General features: G+C 69.2%; 13 protein-coding genes and 1 tRNA gene. 2 read left to right on the top strand and 12 right to left on the bottom strand.

Features of this window, described 5'->3' with window-relative positions:
* Positions 1-1,054: 1,054 nt before the first annotated feature.
* The 10 genes from ACIPRD_RS04595 to ACIPRD_RS04640 form a co-directional block, all read right to left on the bottom strand.
* On the bottom strand, positions 1,055-4,954 hold the full coding sequence (locus tag ACIPRD_RS04595) for a DNA-directed RNA polymerase subunit beta' (protein ID WP_356400927.1): 3,900 nt from the start codon (positions 4,952-4,954) through the stop codon (positions 1,055-1,057).
* A gap of 109 nt (positions 4,955-5,063) precedes the next feature.
* A complete protein-coding gene (gene rpoB, locus ACIPRD_RS04600) occupies positions 5,064-8,549 on the bottom strand; it encodes a DNA-directed RNA polymerase subunit beta (RefSeq protein ID WP_356400929.1) in 3,486 nt (1,161 codons plus the stop codon).
* Positions 8,550-9,118: 569 nt separating this feature from the next.
* Positions 9,119-9,502, bottom strand: coding sequence for a 50S ribosomal protein L7/L12 (gene rplL / locus ACIPRD_RS04605; protein ID WP_356400931.1), 384 nt, complete (start codon positions 9,500-9,502; stop codon positions 9,119-9,121).
* A gap of 116 nt (positions 9,503-9,618) precedes the next feature.
* On the bottom strand, positions 9,619-10,149 hold the full coding sequence (rplJ, locus tag ACIPRD_RS04610; protein ID WP_356400933.1) for a 50S ribosomal protein L10: 531 nt from the start codon (positions 10,147-10,149) through the stop codon (positions 9,619-9,621).
* Positions 10,150-10,513: 364 nt separating this feature from the next.
* On the bottom strand, positions 10,514-11,452 hold the full coding sequence (locus ACIPRD_RS04615; protein ID WP_401559788.1) for a hypothetical protein: 939 nt from the start codon (positions 11,450-11,452) through the stop codon (positions 10,514-10,516).
* Between the two features lie 201 nt (positions 11,453-11,653).
* A complete protein-coding gene (gene rplA, locus ACIPRD_RS04620) occupies positions 11,654-12,379 on the bottom strand; it encodes a 50S ribosomal protein L1 (protein WP_356400938.1) in 726 nt (241 codons plus the stop codon).
* A 96-nt stretch (positions 12,380-12,475) separates the two neighbouring features.
* Entirely contained in the window at positions 12,476-12,910 is a 435-nt protein-coding gene (gene rplK / locus ACIPRD_RS04625; RefSeq protein WP_037627044.1) for a 50S ribosomal protein L11, read from the bottom strand.
* 199 nt (positions 12,911-13,109) lie between these two features.
* Positions 13,110-13,979 (bottom strand): transcription termination/antitermination protein NusG, encoded by an 870-nt coding sequence (gene nusG, locus ACIPRD_RS04630; RefSeq protein ID WP_356400940.1) that lies wholly within the window; start codon positions 13,977-13,979, stop codon positions 13,110-13,112.
* An 80-nt stretch (positions 13,980-14,059) separates the two neighbouring features.
* On the bottom strand, positions 14,060-14,347 hold the full coding sequence (gene secE, locus ACIPRD_RS04635) for a preprotein translocase subunit SecE (protein ID WP_356400942.1): 288 nt from the start codon (positions 14,345-14,347) through the stop codon (positions 14,060-14,062).
* A 105-nt stretch (positions 14,348-14,452) separates the two neighbouring features.
* Positions 14,453-14,525, bottom strand: a tRNA-Trp gene (locus ACIPRD_RS04640).
* 260 nt (positions 14,526-14,785) lie between these two features.
* On the opposite strand from ACIPRD_RS04640, the gene ACIPRD_RS04645 reads away from it, so the two are divergent.
* Entirely contained in the window at positions 14,786-16,012 is a 1,227-nt protein-coding gene (locus ACIPRD_RS04645; RefSeq protein ID WP_356400944.1) for a pyridoxal phosphate-dependent aminotransferase, read from the top strand.
* A 126-nt stretch (positions 16,013-16,138) separates the two neighbouring features.
* The gene (locus tag ACIPRD_RS04650) at positions 16,139-17,179 is read left to right on the top strand and encodes an adenosine deaminase (protein WP_356400946.1); all 1,041 of its coding nucleotides are present in this window, start codon (positions 16,139-16,141) and stop codon (positions 17,177-17,179) included.
* A 38-nt stretch (positions 17,180-17,217) separates the two neighbouring features.
* Here ACIPRD_RS04650 and ACIPRD_RS04655 read toward each other — a convergent pair whose 3' ends face one another.
* Together ACIPRD_RS04655 and ACIPRD_RS04660 are read right to left on the bottom strand one after the other, a co-directional pair.
* Positions 17,218-18,273 carry a UDP-N-acetylmuramate dehydrogenase gene (locus ACIPRD_RS04655; RefSeq protein ID WP_401559793.1) on the bottom strand — a complete coding sequence of 352 codons (1,056 nt, stop codon included), beginning with the start codon at positions 18,271-18,273 and terminating at the stop codon, positions 17,218-17,220.
* A 280-nt stretch (positions 18,274-18,553) separates the two neighbouring features.
* Positions 18,554-20,053: an MFS transporter gene (locus ACIPRD_RS04660; RefSeq protein ID WP_401559795.1), complete on the bottom strand. Its 1,500-nt coding sequence runs from the start codon at positions 20,051-20,053 to the stop codon at positions 18,554-18,556.
* Between the last annotated feature and the right edge of the window lie 114 nt (positions 20,054-20,167).

The raw sequence follows: 20,167 nt of genomic DNA on the forward strand, positions 1-20,167 counted from the left end.
CGGCGGCTCGGGGTGCCCGGCCTGAGGCGCGTACGCGGACCCGCCCTGAGGCGGGTACGGCGGGGCGGGGTGCCCGGCCGAGGGCGGGGAGGTGTGTCCGCCCGGGGACAGGTACGGCGGGGGGTACTGCGGGGAAGGGGGTCCGGCGGGGCCCTCGTACGCCTCGTACGGCCGGCCGCCGGGCTCCTGCGGTCCGGGGACCGGCGCCGGGCCCTCCTGCGCCCGCGGCGGCCGGGTCGGCCGCCGGGAACCGGGATCTTCGCCGTCCGGCCACGGCCACGTCTCGGGCGCGCCCTCGCCGGCCTGCGGCGGCCGGCTCTCCGGACCGCCGACGCCGCCGTCCGGTTTCTCGTCCTCGCCCTGCCAGGGCTGCCACGCATACGACACGTCGGAGCACCTCCCTGAGCCCCCAAGGTCCCTCCATGATGCGCCCTGAACGGCCCCGAACGGACGGATTCGCCCCAGCTCGGTCCCACGCGTCGGCCACCGCGCCCTCAGGGCGGGCCGCCACCGCGACCTCAGGGCGGGCGGCTACCGCGACCTCGGACGGGCGACCGCCGCGCTCGCCTCGCCGGGGAGCGCCGCGCCGACGGGCGGGAGCCCACGACGACCGGCGGAGGCGCCACGGCGACGGCGGGCCAAGTCCACGCCGCGGCCCCACCGCCCGCCGGCCGCATGCGTCGGCCGCGCCGGCCGCGCCGGCCGCGTCGCCCGATCACCGTCGCCGGTCACCGGGCGTCACCGCGTGAGCGGCCGGCCGGCCCCCGTGACGTCCATGGCGGCCGCCGACACCGGTCGCCGCGACGGGAGATCGGCCGCCCGCCGATTCACCCTCGCGCCAGGAACCGCGTGTTGACGCCGCGTCACGGGACCGGCACCACCTGCCGCACGGCGCCCGCCCGCCGGCGGACACCGCGTCACCACGGGCGTACGCGCCGGGAGTCCGCCGTACGAGGTCCTCGTCGTGCGGACGGGTGCCCGGACGCCCGCACGGGCCCCGGACACGCCGAAGGGCGGCACCCCGCGTGGGAGTGCCGCCCTTCAGACTGCTCGCTTACTGGTTGTACGGACCGTAGTCGTAGTCCTCCAGCGGAACGGCCTGGCCGGAGCCGGTGCCGAACGGCGAGTAGTCGATGTCGTCGTAGCCGACGGCCGAGTACATCGCGGCCTTGGCCTCTTCGGTGGGCTCGACCCGGATGTTGCGGTAGCGGGACAGACCCGTACCGGCCGGGATGAGCTTACCGATGATGACGTTCTCCTTGAGGCCGATCAGGGAGTCGGACTTGGCGTTGATCGCCGCGTCCGTCAGAACCCTGGTCGTCTCCTGGAAGGACGCCGCCGACAGCCAGGACTCCGTGGCCAGCGAGGCCTTGGTGATACCCATGAGCTGCGGACGACCGGAGGCCGGGTGACCGCCCTCCTGGACCACACGACGGTTCTCGGTCTCGAACTTCGAGCGCTCGACCAGCTCGCCGGGCAGCAGCTCGGCGTCGCCGGACTCGATGATCGTCACGCGGCGGAGCATCTGCCGGATGATGATCTCGATGTGCTTGTCGTGGATCGACACACCCTGCGAGTTGTAGACCTTCTGGACCTCGCCGACCAGGTGGACCTGGACGGCACGCTGACCCAGGATGCGCAGCACGTCGTGCGGGTTGGTGGCACCCACGGTGAGCTGCTGGCCCACCTCGACGTGGTCGCCCTCGCGGACCAGGACCTTGGCACGCTTCGAGATCGGGAACGCCGTCTCGTCGCTGCCGTCGTCCGGGGTGACGACGAGCTTCTTGGTCTTCTCGGTCTCCTCGATCCGCACGCGGCCGGAGGCCTCGGAGATCGGGGCGACACCCTTCGGGGTACGGGCCTCGAAGAGCTCGACGACACGGGGCAGACCCTGGGTGATGTCGTCACCGGCCACACCACCGGTGTGGAAGGTACGCATCGTCAGCTGGGTACCGGGCTCACCGATGGACTGGGCGGCGATGATGCCGACCGCCTCACCGATGTCGACCAGCTTGCCGGTGGCCAGCGAACGGCCGTAGCACATGGCGCAGGTACCGACGGCGGACTCACAGGTCAGGACCGAGCGGGTCTTGACCTCCTCGATGCCGTGCTTGACCAGCTCGTCGATGAGGACGTCGCCGAGGTCGGTGTTGGCCGGGGCCAGCACCTTGCCGTCGACGGTGATGTCCTCGGCCAGCGCACGGGCGTACACGCTGGTCTCGACGTTGTCGGCCTTGCGCAGGACACCGTCGGCGCCACGCTCGGCGATCGCCAGCTTGAGGCCGCGCTCGGTGCCGCAGTCCTCCTCGCGGATGATGACGTCCTGCGAGACGTCCACCAGACGACGGGTGAGGTAACCCGAGTCGGCGGTACGCAGGGCGGTGTCGGCCAGACCCTTACGGGCACCGTGGGTGGAGATGAAGTACTCCAGCACGGACAGGCCCTCACGGAAGGACGCCTTGATCGGACGCGGGATCGTCTCGTTCTTGGCGTTCGACACCAGACCACGCATACCGGCGATCTGCCGCATCTGCATCATGTTTCCTCGGGCACCCGAGTCAACCATCATGAAGATGGGGTTCGTCTTGGGGAAGTTCGCGTTCATCGCCTCGGCGACCTCGTTGGTCGCCTTGGTCCAGATGTTGATGAGCTCCTGAGTGCGCTCTTCCTTGGTGATGAGACCGCGCTCGTACTGCTTCTGGACCTTCTCGTCCTGGGCCTCGTAGCCCTTGACGATCTCCTTCTTCGCCTCGGGAACGACGACGTCGGAGATGGCGACGGTGACACCGGAACGGGTCGCCCAGTAGAAGCCGGACGCCTTCAGGTTGTCGAGCGTCGCCGCCACGATGACCTTGGGGTAGCGCTCCGCCAGGTCGTTGACGATCTCGGAGAGCTGCTTCTTGCCCACCGAGTAGTCGACGAACGGGTAGTCCTCGGGCAGCAGCTCGTTGAAGAGCGCGCGGCCCAGGGTGGTGCGCAGGCGGAACGAGTCACCCTGCTGCCACTCCGGCTCGCCCTCCTCGCGCGCCGGCGGCGTCCAGCCACGCGGCGGGATGGTGCCCACCGGGAAGCGGATGTCGATCGGCGACTGCAGCGCGAGCTCGCCGGCGTCGAACGCCATGATCGCCTCGGCCGTGGAGCCGAACGCGCGGCCCTCGCCCTTGGTGTCACGCAGCTCGCCGTCGGTGGTGAGGAAGAACAGACCGAGGACCATGTCCTGGGTCGGCATCGTCACCGGGCGGCCGTCGGCCGGCTTGAGGATGTTGTTCGAGGACAGCATCAGGATGCGGGCCTCGGCCTGCGCCTCCGCGGACAGCGGCAGGTGCACGGCCATCTGGTCACCGTCGAAGTCCGCGTTGAACGCGGTACAGACGAGCGGGTGGATCTGGATGGCCTTGCCCTCGACCAGCTGCGGCTCGAAGGCCTGGATGCCGAGGCGGTGCAGGGTGGGAGCACGGTTCAGCAGAACCGGGTGCTCGGCGATGACCTCTTCGAGGACGTCGTACACGACCGTACGGCCGCGCTCCACCATGCGCTTGGCGCTCTTGATGTTCTGCGCGTGGTTCAGGTCGACCAGGCGCTTCATCACGAACGGCTTGAAGAGCTCCAGCGCCATGGCCTTGGGCAGACCACACTGGTGCAGCTTCAGCTGCGGGCCGACGACGATGACGGAACGCGCCGAGTAGTCGACTCGCTTGCCGAGCAGGTTCTGACGGAAACGACCCTGCTTACCCTTCAGCATGTCGCTGAGGGACTTCAGCGGACGGTTGCCGGGGCCCGTGACCGGGCGACCACGACGGCCGTTGTCGAAGAGGGCGTCGACCGCCTCCTGGAGCATGCGCTTCTCGTTGTTCACGATGATCTCGGGCGCGCCGAGGTCGAGAAGCCGCTTCAGACGGTTGTTGCGGTTGATCACGCGGCGGTACAGGTCGTTCAGGTCGGAGGTCGCGAAGCGGCCACCGTCCAGCTGCACCATCGGACGCAGGTCCGGCGGGATGACCGGGACGCAGTCCAGAACCATGCCCTTGGGGCTGTTGCTGGTCTGCAGGAACGCGGAGACGACCTTGAGGCGCTTGAGCGCACGGGTCTTCTTCTGGCCCTTGCCGGTACGGATGATCTCGCGGAGACGCTCGGCCTCCTCCTCGAGGTCGAAGGACTCCAGGCGCTTCTGCAGCGCCGCGGCACCCATCGAACCGTCGAAGTATGTGCCGAAGCGGTCCCGCAGCTCGCGGTAGAGCAGCTCGTCGCCCTCGAGGTCCTGGACCTTGAGGTTCTTGAAGCGGGCCCACACCTCGTCGAGACGGTCGATCTCGCGCTGCGCGCGGTCGCGCAGCTGCTTCATCTCACGCTCGGCACCCTCGCGCACCTTGCGGCGCACGTCGGCCTTGGCACCCTCGGCCTCGAGCTCGGCCAGGTCGGTCTCGAGCTTCTTGGCACGGGCCTCGAGGTCGGCGTCGCGGCGGTTCTCGATCTGCTGACGCTCGACGGAGACGTGAGCCTCCAGCGACGGCAGGTCGCGCTGACGGCGCTCCTCGTCGACGTACGTGATCATGTACGCCGCGAAGTAGATGACCTTCTCGAGGTCCTTCGGGGCGAGGTCGAGCAGGTAGCCGAGGCGCGACGGAACGCCCTTGAAGTACCAGATGTGGGTGACAGGAGCGGCAAGCTCGATGTGGCCCATCCGCTCACGGCGCACCTTGGCGCGCGTGACCTCGACGCCACAGCGCTCACAGATGATGCCCTTGAAGCGGACACGCTTGTACTTGCCGCAGTAGCACTCCCAGTCCCGGGTCGGACCGAAGATCTTCTCGCAGAAGAGTCCGTCCTTTTCGGGCTTGAGCGTGCGGTAGTTGATGGTCTCCGGCTTCTTGACCTCGCCGTGGCTCCACTGACGGATGTCGTCAGCGGTAGCCAGACCGATCCGGAGCTCGTCGAAGAAGTTGACGTCGAGCACTATGCGTCAATCCCTCTCAGGGTTGTAAGTCTTGGGGTCTGAAACGGGGGTCCTGGGGCCGGCCGGGGGCTCAGTTCCCTTTCGGGCTGAGCCCCCGACCGGACTCCCGTCAGACCTCTTCGACGCTGCTCGGCTCGCGCCGGGACAGGTCGATGCCGAGCTCCTCCGCAGCGCGGAAGACGTCCTCGTCGGTGTCGCGCATCTCGATGGACATACCGTCGCTGGACAGCACCTCCACGTTCAGGCAGAGCGACTGCATCTCCTTGATGAGCACCTTGAAGGACTCGGGGATGCCGGGCTCGGGGATGTTCTCGCCCTTGACGATGGCCTCGTAGACCTTCACGCGGCCGGTGACGTCGTCGGACTTGATGGTCAGCAGTTCCTGGAGGGCGTACGCGGCGCCGTAGGCCTCGAGGGCCCACACCTCCATCTCACCGAAGCGCTGGCCACCGAACTGCGCCTTACCACCCAGCGGCTGCTGGGTGATCATCGAGTACGGACCGGTCGAACGGGCGTGCAGCTTGTCGTCGACCAGGTGGTGCAGCTTCAGGATGTACATGTACCCGATCGAGATCGGGTCCGGGAACGGCTCACCGCTGCGGCCGTCGAACAGCCGCGCCTTGCCGGTCGGGAGCACCATGCGCTCGCCGTCACGGTTCGGGACGGTGTGCTGCAGCAGACCTGCCAGCTCGTCCTCACGGGCACCGTCGAAGACCGGGGTGGCGACGTTGGTGCCGGGAGCGACCTGGTCGGCGCCGATGGCCTGCAGACGCTGGGCCCACTCCTCGCCGAGGCCGGAGACGTCCCAGCCGCGGCTGGCGAGCCAGCCGAGGTGGATCTCCAGGACCTGTCCCGGGTTCATTCGGGACGGGACACCCAGCGGGTTGAGGATGATGTCGACCGGGGTGCCGTCCTCCAGGAACGGCATGTCCTCGATCGGCAGGATCTTGGAGATGACACCCTTGTTGCCGTGACGGCCGGCGAGCTTGTCACCATCGGTGATCTTGCGCTTCTGCGCGACGTAGACGCGGACCAGCTGGTTCACGCCCGGCGGCAGCTCGTCGCCCTCTTCGCGGTCGAAGACGCGCACACCGATGATCTTGCCGGTCTCGCCGTGCGGCACCTTCAGCGAGGTGTCGCGGACCTCACGGGCCTTCTCACCGAAGATGGCGCGCAGCAGGCGCTCCTCCGGCGTCAGCTCGGTCTCACCCTTCGGCGTGACCTTGCCGACGAGGATGTCGCCCGCGGTGACCTCGGCGCCGATGCGGATGATGCCGCGCTCGTCGAGGTCGGCGAGGACCTCCTCGGAGACGTTCGGGATGTCCCGGGTGATCTCCTCGGGGCCGAGCTTGGTGTCACGGGCGTCGACCTCGTGCTCCTCGATGTGGATCGAGGAGAGGACGTCGTCCTGCACGAGGCGCTGCGACAGGATGATCGCGTCCTCGTAGTTGTGACCCTCCCACGGCATGAACGCCACGAGCAGGTTCTTGCCCAGGGCCATCTCGCCGTTCTCGGTGGCCGGACCGTCGGCCAGGACCTGGCCTTCGATGATCCGGTCGCCCTCGTTGACGATGACCTTCTGGTTGACCGAGGTGCCCTGGTTGGAGCGCGAGAACTTGTGCAGGCGGTACGTGATGTACGTGCCGTCGTCGTTCGCGGTGGTGATGTAGTCCGCGGAGACCTCCTGGACCACACCCGCCTTCTCGGCCTTGACCACGTCGCCGGCGTCGACCGCGGAGCGGTACTCCATGCCGGTGCCGACGAGCGGCGCCTCGGACTTGATCAGCGGCACGGCCTGGCGCATCATGTTCGCGCCCATGAGGGCACGGTTGGCGTCGTCGTGCTCGAGGAACGGGATCATGGCGGTCGCGACCGACACCATCTGGCGCGGCGAGACGTCCATGTAGTCGACCTCGTCACCGGGGACGTAGTCGACCTCGCCGCCACGACGGCGGACCAGGACGCGGGACTCCTCGAACCGCATGTCGTCGTTGAGCGTGGCGTTGGCCTGCGCGATGACGAAGCGGTCCTCCTCGTCGGCGGTCAGGTAGTCCACCTCGTCGGTGACCTGGCCGTCGACGACCTTGCGGTACGGGGTCTCGACGAAACCGAACGCGTTGACCCGGCCGTAGGAGGCGAGCGAGCCGATCAGACCGATGTTCGGGCCTTCGGGCGTCTCGATCGGGCACATGCGGCCGTAGTGCGAGGGGTGCACGTCACGGACCTCGAAGCCGGCCCGCTCACGGGAGAGACCACCCGGGCCAAGAGCCGACAGACGGCGCTTGTGGGTGAGACCCGACAGCGGGTTGTTCTGGTCCATGAACTGCGACAGCTGGCTGGTGCCGAAGAACTCCTTGATGGAGGCGACGACCGGCCGGATGTTGATCAGGGTCTGGGGCGTGATCGCCTCGACGTCCTGCGTGGTCATGCGCTCGCGGACGACGCGCTCCATACGAGCCAGACCCGTGCGGACCTGGTTCTGGATGAGCTCGCCGACGCTGCGCAGACGACGGTTGCCGAAGTGGTCGATGTCGTCGGTCTCGACGACGATCTCCTGGCCGCTGTCGCCGACCGTCTCGGTCTCACCGGCGTGCAGCTTGACCAGGTACTTGATCGTCGAGATGACGTCCTCGACGGTCAGGACGCCGGCGTCGAGCGGAGCGTCCGCGCCCAGCTTCTTGTTGACCTTGTAGCGGCCGACCTTGGCCAGGTCGTAGCGCTTGGGGTTGAAGTAGAGGTTCTCGAGCAGCGTCTGCGCGGCCTCACGGGTCGGCGGCTCGCCCGGACGCAGCTTGCGGTAGATGTCGAGCAGCGCGTCGTCCTGGCCCTGGGTGTGGTCCTTCTCCAGGGTGGCGCGCATGGACTCGTACTCGCCGAACTCCTCGAGGATCTGCTCGGTGGTCCAGCCGAGCGCCTTGAGCAGGACGGTGACCGACTGCTTGCGCTTGCGGTCGATACGGACACCGACCATGTCGCGCTTGTCGATCTCCATCTCCAGCCAGGCACCCCGGGACGGGATGATCTTGGCGGAGAAGATGTCCTTGTCGGACGTCTTGTCGATGGAGGAGTCGAAGTAGACACCGGGGGAACGGACCAGCTGAGACACCACGACACGCTCGGTGCCGTTGATGACGAAGGTGCCCTTGTTCGTCATGAGCGGGAAGTCGCCCATGAAGACGGTCTGGGACTTGATCTCGCCGGTCTCGTTGTTGGTGAACTCGGCGGTGACGAAGAGCGGGGCCGCGTACGTGAAGTCACGGTCCTTGCACTCGTCGATGGAGTTCTTCGGCGGCTCGAAGCGGTGGTCCCGGAAAGTCAGGGACATCGACCCGGAGAAGTCCTCGATCGGGGAGATCTCTTCGAAGATCTCCTCCAGACCGGACTTGGTGGGGACGTCCTGACCGCTCTCCAGAGCCTCCTCGACCCGAGTCTGCCAAGCGGTGTTGCCGAGCAGCCAGTCAAAGCTCTCGGTCTGCAGCGCGAGCAGGTTCGGAACCTCGAGAGGCTCCTTGATCTTTGCAAAGGAGATGCGCAGCGGGGCGGTGCTGGCGCCGTTGTTCGTATTCGCGGTCGAGGCAGTGCGCGAGGCGGCCAAGAGGGGGTCCTTCCGAGGGCTCGGACTCACTACGCGCGTACCGGCCCCTCGCCCTGCACAGAGACGCAAACCCCAGGTCAGAGGGGATTCGGTCATCGATGCTGGAGTGAGGGCAGACCCCTGGTGACGGGCAGGGGACAGCTAACAGGCAGCGCAAAGGGTCAGTGTAGCCACTTGGCACACTGATGTCCAGTGCGGGTTTCGCGAGACCCTCGTTTTTCTCGCCGCCCTCGTCAACGCCCTCGGCATTCCTGCCCTCAACGCACGGTGATACTGCCCTCTTCGCCGCCGATCCATGCCTCGGATACGGATCCTTGTGACGACGCGTCCTGAGAATTGCGCGCTGCGTGCGGTTCGTCAAGGCCCCCCAGTCCGAACGGGGCCCTTCCTGAGACACGACGAAGATCACCATACCCCTCGCCGGGGCGAGTGCAAGGCAACCGTGGTCCGCCCCCCGGATACGCCGAAGAGCGACCACCCGGATGGATGATCGCTCTACGGTGCGTTCGCGTTACAGCCCTACGGGACCGTAATCAGGACGCGTTCGGGTTCGGAGAACCCGAGAGGCCTTACTTGACCTCGACAGCCGCACCGGCGGCCTTGAGGGACTCGGCAGCCTTCTCGGCGGCCTCCTTGGTGACCTTCTCGAGGACCGGCTTCGGGGTGCCGTCGACGAGGTCCTTGGCCTCCTTCAGACCCAGGGAGGTCAGCTCGCGCACGACCTTGATGACCTGGATCTTCTTGTCGCCGGCGCCGGTGAGGACGACGTCGAACTCGTCCTGCTCCTCGACGGCCTCAGCGGCGGCACCGGGGGCGCCCGGGGCGGCAACGGCAACCGCGGCGGCGGCGGTGACGTCGAACTTCTCCTCGAAGGCCTTCACGAACTCGGAGAGCTCGATGAGGGTCATCTCCTCGAACTGGGCAAGCAGCTCGTCCTGGGTGAGCTTCGCCATGATGGCGGTCCTTCCACTCGATCGGCAGGTGCCGGATGTACTGGGTGTGGCGGGCGTACTTCGGCCCGCTGCGACCCTCACCGCGTCATGCGGCGAGGATCAGAAAGCGAGCCGAGTTACTCGGCACCGCCCTGCTCGGCCTGCTTGGCGCGAAGAGCGTCCACGGTGCGGACGAGCTTCGACGGCAGCGCCTGGAAGAGAGAGGCAGCCTGGGACTGCTTCCCCTTGAAGGCACCGGCCAGCTTGCTGAGCAGAACCTCGCGGGACTCGAGGTCCGCAAGCTTCTTGATCTCGTCGGCGGTCATCGCCTTGCCATCAAGGACACCGCCCTTGATGACGAGATTCGGGTTGTCCTTGGCGAAGTCACGGAGACCCTTCGCCGACGTGACCGGGTCACCGGTGACGAAGGCGACAGCCGTCGGACCGTTGAACAGGTCGTCCAGCGTCGTGATCCCGGCCTCGTTGGCCGCAATCTTGGTCAGCGTGTTCTTCACCACGGCGTACTTGGCGTTCTCACCGAGCGACCGGCGCAGGTTCTTGACCTGCGCCACGGTGAGACCGCGGTACTCGGTCAGCACGGCAGCGTTGGAGTTGCGGAATGCTTCCGTCAACTCGGCCACTGCGGCAGCCTTGTCGGGCCTCGCCATAGAGCCTCGGCCTCCTTCCGGGTGATTCTGACCGCGCGGACCCCGAAGGAGGATGCGAAAAGAAAAACGCCCCGGCGCAGGCGCACGGGGCTCACTCGACCGGGCCGCACACGCGTGAGCGCGTATGCCCCAGGAGCTCTTCCAATGTCACCTGCGCGGGTCGTCCGCTCTTCAGCGGATCCTTCGGCCGCCGCACCTTCAGGTGAGGGCGCGGCAACGACCAGCGGTCTTTGGCTTCTCGAGGAGAGTACGGGACCGGTGCGCCTTCGAGCAAATCGGGTCGTAAGCGGCCGGCCCCGAGGGCTTGCCGAAGGCCCTCGGGAAGCCCCGTGGAACGCTCAACGCCACGGCCCCGCAAGGCCGTTCAGGACGTGGCCGCCACCCCGCCGGACGCCTGGCCGGCGGACGCGCCGCCGCTCGGGATGCCGCCGGAGCGCAGCACGTCCTTGAGGTCCTTGGTGTCGCCGGCGGCGGGCGCCGCGGTGTCGGCCCGGACCCCGTAGTCGCGATAGGTGGCGGTGGTGACCATGCGGCCGTTCGCCGAGTCCGCCGACTCGGTCTTCCTGACGAGCCGGCCCCGGCCGTCGATCCAGACGTCGACGGTCTCCTTGGTGATGCCCGCCGCGTCGAGCCGCTTCTTCAGCTCGGCTACCTGGCCCGCGCCGAGGGAACCGTTCCCGCGGGCGAGGCCGGCGACATCGACCGTGCCGGAGTAGTGCGTGGCGAGGACTCCGCCCACCTTCTCCTCGCCGGCCTTCTTCACGTCATGGGAGGCCAGCAGCAGCCGTACGGACTCGTTCGGGGTGTTGTTCCGGGCCTGGTCCTGCGAGAGGAGGCGGGCGGCTCCGGAGGCGCCGGTGGCGTCGGCGTAGGCGTACCGGACCCAGTGCCTGCCGCCGTTCGCCCGGGCGAAGGCGTCGCTCACCTTCATGTAGCAGGCGTCCGGCAGGTACCGGGCCTCCACGGACGAGGTGCCGGCCCTGCGCATCTGCGCGGCCAGGCTGCCACCGGTGTACTTCATGGTCACGTCGCCCCTGAGGCCGTCGCCCCAGGACATCACGCCGTCGGTCGTGACGGTCATGAGGGAGCCCATGGTCATGGTGGAGCTGATCCTGGCCGACCGCGCCCTGTCCGTGGACTTCTCGACGGAGCGCAGCGCGTCGACGGGGCTCGCGTGCGCCGCGCTCCCGCCGGCCCCTCCCCCGGCCTTGCCGGAGTCCTGGCTGCCGCACGCGGCCACGCCGGCCAGCGCGGTCACCACGGCCGCCGTGAGGGCCGTCCGGCGAACGGTCGTGCTCTTCATGTGTGCTCCCACCCTGGTGCCCGCCTCCGGCCGGCCGTGCCGCGGCCCGCGCCGCCGGAGGCCGTACGAAAGCCCGGTTCGGGGCCCCTGCGACGACATCGGGGGCCCCGAACGGACAAGACGGGCCCCGCAACCCGAAGGTTGCGGGGCCCGTCGTGGTTTCACGCGTCCCGGACGCGGCTACCGGTCGAGCTGGAGGGCTCAGACGGCGGCCGGGTCCTCCTCGACGAGGAGGTTGCGGGTGCGGTTGGAGTCGACCTGAATGCCGGGGCCCATCGTGGTGCTGATGGCGGCCTTCTTGATGTAGCGACCCTTGGCGGCGGAGGGCTTCAGACGCAGGATCTCGTCCAGGGCCGCACCGTAGTTCTCCACCAGCTGGGCGTCGTCGAAGGACGTCTTGCCGATGATGAAGTGCAGGTTCGAGTGCTTGTCGACGCGGAACTCGATCTTGCCGCCCTTGATCTCGGTCACAGCCTTGGCGGTGTCCGGGGTCACGGTGCCGGTCTTCGGGTTCGGCATCAGACCACGCGGGCCGAGGACGCGGCCGAGGCGGCCGACCTTGCCCATGAGGTCCGGGGTGGCGACGACGGCGTCGAAGTCCAGACGGCCCTTCGCCACCTCGTCGATCAGCTCGTCGGAGCCGACGATGTCGGCGCCCGCGGCACGCGCGGCCTCGGCACGGTCGCCGGTCGCGAAGACCAGGACCCGGGCGGTCTTACCGGTGCCGTGCGGAAGGTTCACGGTGCCACGGACCATCTGGTCGGCCTTGCGCGGGTCGACACCCAGACGGAAGGCGACCTCGACGGTGCCGTCGAACTTGGTCGTGGAGGTCTCCTTGGCGAGACGGACGGCCTCGAGCGGGGCGTACAGCTTCTCCCGGTCGATCTTGGCGTCCGCAGCGCGGAGAGCCTTGCTGCGCTTGCTCACAACTGCTCCTGTGTGTTCTGAAAGGAGTCGTGGTGCGGGCCGAGCGGGCCCTGCCACGTGCGACCGGCTACGGCCGCATGACTACAAGGGGGGTGTTCAGCCCTCGACCGTGATGCCCATGGAACGGGCGGTGCCGGCGATGATCTTCGCGGCGGCGTCCAGGTCGTTGGCGTTGAGGTCGGGCATCTTGGTCGTGGCGATCTCGCGGACCTGCGCCTCGGTGATCTTGGCGACCTTGGTCTTGTGGGGCTCGCCGGAGCCCTTCTCGACACCCGCGGCCTTGAGGATCATCTTGGCGGCCGGCGGCGTCTTCGTCACGAAGGTGAAGGAACGGTCCTCGTAGACCGTGATCTCCACCGGGATGACCCAGCCACGCTGCGACTCGGTCGCGGCGTTGTAGGCCTTGCAGAACTCCATGATGTTGACGCCGTGCTGACCGAGCGCGGGGCCGACCGGCGGGGCCGGGTTCGCCGCACCGGCGTTGATCTGGAGCTTGATAAGCCCCGTGACCTTCTTCTTCTTGGGAGGCATAGCTCTCCGGGTCCTTTCGATTCGGGTCCATGCCCGACTCCGGGAAGCACCCGGATGCAGGCATACCGCACAACGATAACGGGTATAGATGCGCGGCTTAAAACCGAGCAGGTCAGGCGGGCTGCGGGAGCCTGCCTGACCTGCTTCGGAAGCGGTGTGTCCAGAAGGAGCCGGCCCGGTGGACCGGCCTCCTGAAGAACTAGTTCTTCTGGATCTGGTCGAAGGAGAGCTCGACCGGCGTCTCGCGGCCGAAGATCTCGACCAGGCCCTTGACCTTCTTCGAGTCGGGGTTGATCTCGTTGATGGTCGCCTGGAGCGTGGCGAACGGGCCGTCGGTGACGGTGACCGAGTCGCCGACCTCGAAGTCCAGCACCTGGATCTCGACCTTGCGCTGCGGGGCGGGGCGGCCCTCGGCCTCGGCGGCCTCGCGGGCGGCCTTCTCCTCGGCCTCCGGGGCGAGCATCTTGACGATCTCGTCCAGGGTCAGCGGGTACGGGTCGTAGGCGTTGCCGACGAAGCCGGTGACGCCGGGGGTGTTGCGGACGACACCCCAGGACTCGTTGGTGAGGTCCATGCGGACGAGGACGTAACCCGGCAGCTTGTTCTGCTTGATCGTCTTGCGCTCGCCGCTCTTGATCTGGACGACCTCTTCCTGCGGCACCTCGGCCTGGAAGATGTAGTCCTCGACGTTCAGCGAGACGGCGCGCTGCTCCAGGTTGGTCTTCACGCGGTTCTCGTAGCCGGCGTAGGTGTGGATGACGTACCACTCGCCGGGCAGGGTGCGCAGTTCCTCGCGCAGGGCCGCGATGGGGTCGACGGGCTCGGCCGGCTCCTCCACGACGTCCTCGACGACGGTCTCGTCGTCGGCGTCGGAGTCTTCGGCGGACTCTTCTTCGTCCTCGTCCTCGACGTGCAGCGCGGCTTCCTCGGCGGGCTCGCCCGCCTCGGCCTCGGCAGCCTCGAACTCGTCCTGCTCGTCCGCGCCCTCGACGATGTCGAGCTCGTCGTCCACCGTCTCGGCGGCATTCTCGCGAGGCTCGGAGGCGTCGTTCAGGTTCGGGTCAGACACGATGGCTGCTTCTTCCTGGATACAAGGGGGTGGAACATGCGAAAACGGGCGCCGGTACCACGGCGCCCTTCGCTCTTGGCTCAGCCGAAAACGTACTTGGCCGCGTGGTTGAGCCCATAGTCAATCACGGTCACCAGCGCGATCATGACGGCGACGAAGACAATCACCACGGTGGTGTACGACGTCAGCTGATTACGCGTAGGCCAGACGACCTTGCGGAGTTCCGCGATGATCTGGCGGTAGAAGGTGGCGAGGCGCTTCAGCGGGCCCTTCTTGGCGCGCTTACCGCCCTTGCGGGCCTTCTTCTGGGACTCGTGCAGCTCATCCTGGGCATCAGGCGTGTCGATGGAGCCCACGGCGTCCGTCATGCGTCCTCACCTGATCCCGGGTCGTGGCCGTGCCGCGCCCGGTTACTGAGCCGCACGGCGGTGCATTGCTGTGTACCTGCGCACACATCCTGGCGGTGTGTGTAGCAGGGCCGGAGGGACTTGAACCCCCAACCGCCGGTTTTGGAGACCGGTGCTCTACCAATTGAGCTACGACCCTTTGTCTGTCCCCCAACGTACCGCATCCGACCGAGTGCTCGGTGTGCACCGGTTGTGCGCGGCTGCTGAAGGCCAACGAGGTGAGAGTGTACGTGGTCCGGGGCCCGGCGTCGAACAGAAAATGGCTGCCCGAGGGGGTCGGACCGAAGATCGTCCTGGCCGCGGGCCGGATTCGGACTCCCGTTCAGGCATCGACCCGTTGCTGTTCAGTCCGTGAAACCCGTGTGCCGGGGGTATTTCGGGTCTGGAACGATGAGCCCCATGAGCGCTGCAACCCCTCCCACCGAGCGCCGGGTCTCCGCCCGAGTCGGCGCGATCTCCGAGTCCGCCACCCTCGCCGTGGACGCCAAGGCCAAAGCCCTCAAGGCCGCCGGACGTCCGGTGATCGGCTTCGGTGCCGGTGAACCCGACTTCCCCACCCCGGACTACATCGTCGAGGCCGCCGTAGAGGCGTGCAGGAACCCGAAGTTCCACCGCTACACGCCGGCCGGCGGCCTGCCCGAGCTGAAGGCCGCGATCGCCGCGAAGACGCTGCGCGACTCCGGCTACGAGGTCGACGCCTCCCAGATCCTGGTGACCAACGGCGGCAAGCAGGCCATCTACGAGGCGTTCGCCGCGATCCTCGACCCGGGCGACGAGGTCATCGTCCCCGCCCCGTACTGGACCACCTACCCGGAGTCGATCCGCCTGGCCGGCGGTGTCCCGGTGGAGGTCGTGGCCGACGAGACCACCGGTTACCGCGTCTCGGTCGAGCAGCTGGAGGCGGCGCGCACGGAGCGGACGAAGGTCGTCCTCTTCGTCTCCCCGTCCAACCCCACCGGCGCCGTGTACAGCGAGGCCGAGGCCGAGGCGATCGGCCGCTGGGCCGTCGAGCACGGCCTGTGGGTGCTGACCGACGAGATCTACGAGCACCTGGTCTACGGCGACGCCTCGTTCACCTCGCTGCCGGCGATCCTGCCCGAGCTGCGCGACAAGTGCGTCGTGGTCAACGGCGTGGCGAAGACGTACGCCATGACCGGCTGGCGCGTGGGCTGGGTCATCGGCCCCAAGGACGTGATCAAGGCCGCGACCAACCTCCAGTCGCACGCCACCTCCAACGTCTCCAACGTGGCCCAGGTGGCCGCCCTGGCCGCCGTCTCCGGCGACCTCGACGCCGTCGCGCGGATGCGGGAGGCCTTCGACCGGCGCCGCAAGACGATCGTGCGGATGCTCAACGACATCGACGGCGTGGTCTGCCCGGAGCCCGAGGGCGCCTTCTACGTCTACCCGTCGGTCAGGGGACTGCTCGGCAAGGAGATCCGCGGCAAGCGCCCGAAGAACACCGTGGAGCTGGCCGCGCTGATCCTGGAGGAGGCCGAGGTCGCGGTCGTCCCGGGTGAGGCCTTCGGCACACCGGGCTACCTGCGCCTGTCGTACGCGCTCGGGGACGAGGACCTCGCCGAGGGCGTCAGCCGGATGCAGAAGCTGCTGGCCGAGGCGCGGGACTGACGTATTTCCGTCCGCCGGAGGGGCAGGAGGTGGAGACGCCTCCTGCCCCTCCGGCGTTTGTGCGAGCAAGACCACTAAAGGGGAAACGGCTACCAGAACGGCGCGGATGTGCGGCAGGATTCGCCAATGGAGCGTGTACGTGATCTCTCTGACCTGCCGAAAGCCCATCTGCACCTGCACTTCACCGGCTCGATGCGGCCGGGAACCGTCCTGGAGCTGGCCGACAAACACGGTGTGCGCCTGCCCGAGACGCTGACGGAGGCACTGACCAGCGGCGAGCCGCCCCGGCTGCGGGCCACGGACGAGCGGGGCTGGTTCCGTTTCCAGCGGCTGTACGACGCGGCGCGCTCCTGCCTGCGCGATCCCGAGGACATCCAGCGCCTGGTCCGGGAGGCCGCCGAGGAGGACCTGCGGGACGGCTCGGGCTGGCTGGAGATCCAGGTGGACCCGACGTCGTACGCCCCCCGGCTGGGCGGGCTGATCCCGGCGCTGGAGATCATCCTGGACGCCGTGGAGACGACGTCCCGGGACACCGGGCTCGGAATGCGGGTGCTGGTGGCCGCGAACCGGATGAAGCACCCTCTGGACGCGCGCACGCTGGCCCGCCTGGCCGTGCGGTACGCGGACCGCGGCGTGGTCGGCTTCGGGCTGTCCAACGACGAGCGGCGCGGCATGGCCCGTGACTTCGACCGGGCCTTCCACATCGCCCGCGAGGGCGGCCTGCTGTCGGCGCCGCACGGCGGTGAGCTGACCGGCCCCTCGTCGGTCCGTGACTGCCTGGACGACCTGCACGCCACCCGGATCGGCCACGGCGTGCGCGCCGCCGAGGACCCGCGGATGCTGAAGGAGCTGGCCGAGCGGGGCGTGACCTGCGAGGTCTGCCCGGCCTCGAACGTGGCCCTCGGCGTCTACGAGAAGCCCGAGGACGTCCCCCTGCGCACTCTGTTCGACGCGGGTGTGCCCATGGCGCTCGGCGCGGACGACCCGCTCCTGTTCGGCTCCCGGCTGGCGGCCCAGTACGACATCGCCCGCCGGCACCACGCGTTCACCGACACGGAGCTGGCCGAGCTGGCCCGTCAGTCCATCCGCGCCTCGGCGGCCCCGGAGCGGGAACGGACCCGGCTGCTGGCGGGCGTCGACGACTGGCTGGCCCGCCCGCCCGCCTGAACCGGGCGCGCGGCGGACGCGCCTCGCCGGGGGGCGGGTTACAGGGTCACGCCGACGGTGACCGGTTCGTTGACCAGGGTGATGCCGAAGGTCTCGCGGACTCCGGCGACGACCTCGCGGGCCAGGGCCAGCAGGTCCTCGGTGGTGGCCTCGCCGCGGTTGGTGAGGGCGAGGGTGTGCTTGGTGGAGATGCGGGCGGGTCCGGTGCCGTAGCCCTTGGTGAAGCCCGCCTTGTCGATCAGCCAGGCCGCGGAGGTCTTGGTGTGCCCCTCCCCCGCGGGGTACGCGGGCGGCTCGGTCCCGGCGCCGAGGTGTGCGCGCACGCGCGCGTGGAACTGCGCGAACTGGGCGTCGGTGAGGATCGGGTTGGTGAAGAAGGACCCGGCGGACCAGGAGTCGTGGTCCTCGGGGTCGAGCACCATGCCCTTCCCGGCCCGCAGCTTCAGCACGGTCGCGCGGGCGTCGGCCAGCGGCACCCGGTCGCCGGGCTCCACGCCGAGCGCGCGGGCCGTCTCGGCGTACCTGAGCGGCGCGGACAGCCCGTCCGCGTCCTCCAGCTCGAACCGGACGCGCAGGACGACGTACCGCTCGGGGTCGGCCTTGAAGCGGCTGTGCCGGTAGGAGAACGCGCACTCCTCGTTCGTCAGCGTGACCGTGCGGCCGGCGCGGCGGTCGTAGGCGATCACCTCGCTGATCGTGGTGGACACCTCCTGGCCGTAGGCGCCGACGTTCTGGATCGGGGTGGCACCGGCGGAGCCCGGGATACCGGCCAGGCACTCGATGCCGGCGAGTCCGGCCTCGACGGTACGGGCGACGGCGTCCGTCCAGACCTCGCCCGCGGCCAGTTCCAGAGTGGTGCCGCGCAACTCGACCCCGCGGGTGGCGATGCGCAGGGCGGTGCCTTCGAAGCCCTCGTCGCCGATCACGAGGTTGGAGCCGCCGCCGATGATCAGCAGCGGGGTCCCGGTGTCGTCGGCCTCGCGGACGGCGTCGATCACCTCGGCGTCGGTGACGGCGGTGACCAGCCGGGTCGCGGGACCGCCCAGCCGGAAGGTGGTCAGCGGGGCGAGGGGGGCGTCGTGGAGTACCTGCACGCGCCCAAGACTACGAGACGGCCCCGGCGGCCCCCCGGCACCGGGGCGGGTCCGGGTCCGGGCCGGGCCCGGGAACCCGGGGCGCCGGGCGGCAGGTGCCGGATGGCGGCGGGCCGGGGGCCGGATGCCGACAGGCCGCCGGGCCGCCGGGGTGCCGGGTACGGGGGACCTTGGTGCGTACGGGGCAGCCGGTGCCGGTGACCGCGGTGCACGCGCGCGTACGGCCCCGCCGGTCGAGGACGGGGCCGTACGCGCGGGTGGTGCCGGTGGCGGCCGCCGGTCAGGAGCGGGCGTCCTGGAGGGCGGGGGCGTCCTCGCCGGCCGGCCCAGCCGGTTCCTCCGTCGCCGGCGCGACCGGGCCGGTGCGGCGCCGGGCCGGGATCACCAGGGTGGCCACGGCGGCCAGGGCTATCACCGCGGCGCCGGTGACCAGGGCGGGCCGCAGACCGTCCACGAAGGACCGGGCGCTCTCGTACCCGCCCTGCGCCGAGAAGATCGACGCCATGACCGCGACGCCGAGCGCGCCGCCCACCTCGCGCAGCGCGTTGTTGGCGCCGGAGGCGATGCCCTGCTCCTGCGGGCGGACGCTGGACATCACCAGGTTGGCGGCGGGGGCGAAGTACAGCGCCATCCCGATCCCGCTGACGATGAGACCGGGCAGCTGGGTGCCGTAGGAGAGGTCTGCCGTCACCACATAGGCCAGGTAGCCGAGGCCGGCGGCCTGGAGGAGCAGGCCGACGGCGACGACCGGGCGGCCTCCGACGCGGTCGGAGAGGATCCCGGCGACCGGGGCGACGAGCATCGGCATCCCCGTCCACGGCAGCATCCTGAGGCCCGCCTCGGTGGGCGAGTAGCCGAGCACACCCTGCATGTACTGGCTGAGCAGGAAGATCGAGCCGAACATCCCGAGGAACATCAGCAGGCTCGCGGCGTTGATCCCGGAGAAGGCGCGGGAGCGGAACAGCCGCATCGGGAGCATGGGGTTCGCGGCACGGGTGCTGTAGACGACGAACCCGGTCAGCAGCGCGCCGCCCGCGACGAGCCCGGTCAGCACGAGGGAGCCGGTCCAGCCGTCGGAGGGTCCGCGCACCAGGCCGTACACGATCCCGAAGAGGCCGCCGCTGGCGAGCAGCGTGCCGGGGACGTCGAGCGGGGCGCCGGTGCCGTACGACTCGGCGAGCCGGAGGCGGGCCAGGGGCAGCAGGGCGACGCCGAGCGGGACGTTCAGCCAGAAGATCCAGTGCCAGGAGACGTGCTCGGTGAGGCTGCCGCCGATGAGCGGCCCCGAGGCGACCGCGAGGCCGTTGACGGCGCCCCAGATGCCGTACGCCATGCCGCGCCGGGCGGCGGGCACGGCGGCGGTCAGCAGGGTGAGCGTCAGCGGCATCATGACGGCCGCGCCGACGCCCTGGACCGCGCGGGCGGCGATGAGGGAGTCGATGCCGGGTGCCATGGCCGCGGCGGCGGAGGCGCCGGTGAAGACGACGAGGCCGGCGAGGAAGAGCCGGCGGCGGCCGAAGCGGTCGCCGAGGGCGGCTCCGGTCATCAGCAGGACGGCGAAGGTGAGCGTGTAGGCGCTCACGGTCCATTCCAGGTCGCTGAGCCCCCCGCCGAGGTCCTCGCGGATGGAGGGCAGCGCGGTGGTGACGACGAGGTTGTCGAGGGCCGCCATGAATCCGGCGACGCTGGTGATGACGAGGGCCCAGACGACCTGCCCGCGACGCGCGGCGCCGGTCCCGTCCCGCTGCGCTTCGTCCTGTCCGGTGTGCTGTGGTGACATCGCTCCCCCTGAGCGTCTTCATGATCGATGATTAGTTATTGCTTACTAACTTTCGCGCTCATGAAAAAGGCGGCGGACCGCCTTCCCCCTCGCCCCTGTTCGCCCCTGTTCGCC

It is taken from the genome of Streptomyces sp. NPDC090108 (genome assembly GCF_044747185.1).
Classification (GTDB): Bacteria; Actinomycetota; Actinomycetes; order Streptomycetales; family Streptomycetaceae; genus Streptomyces.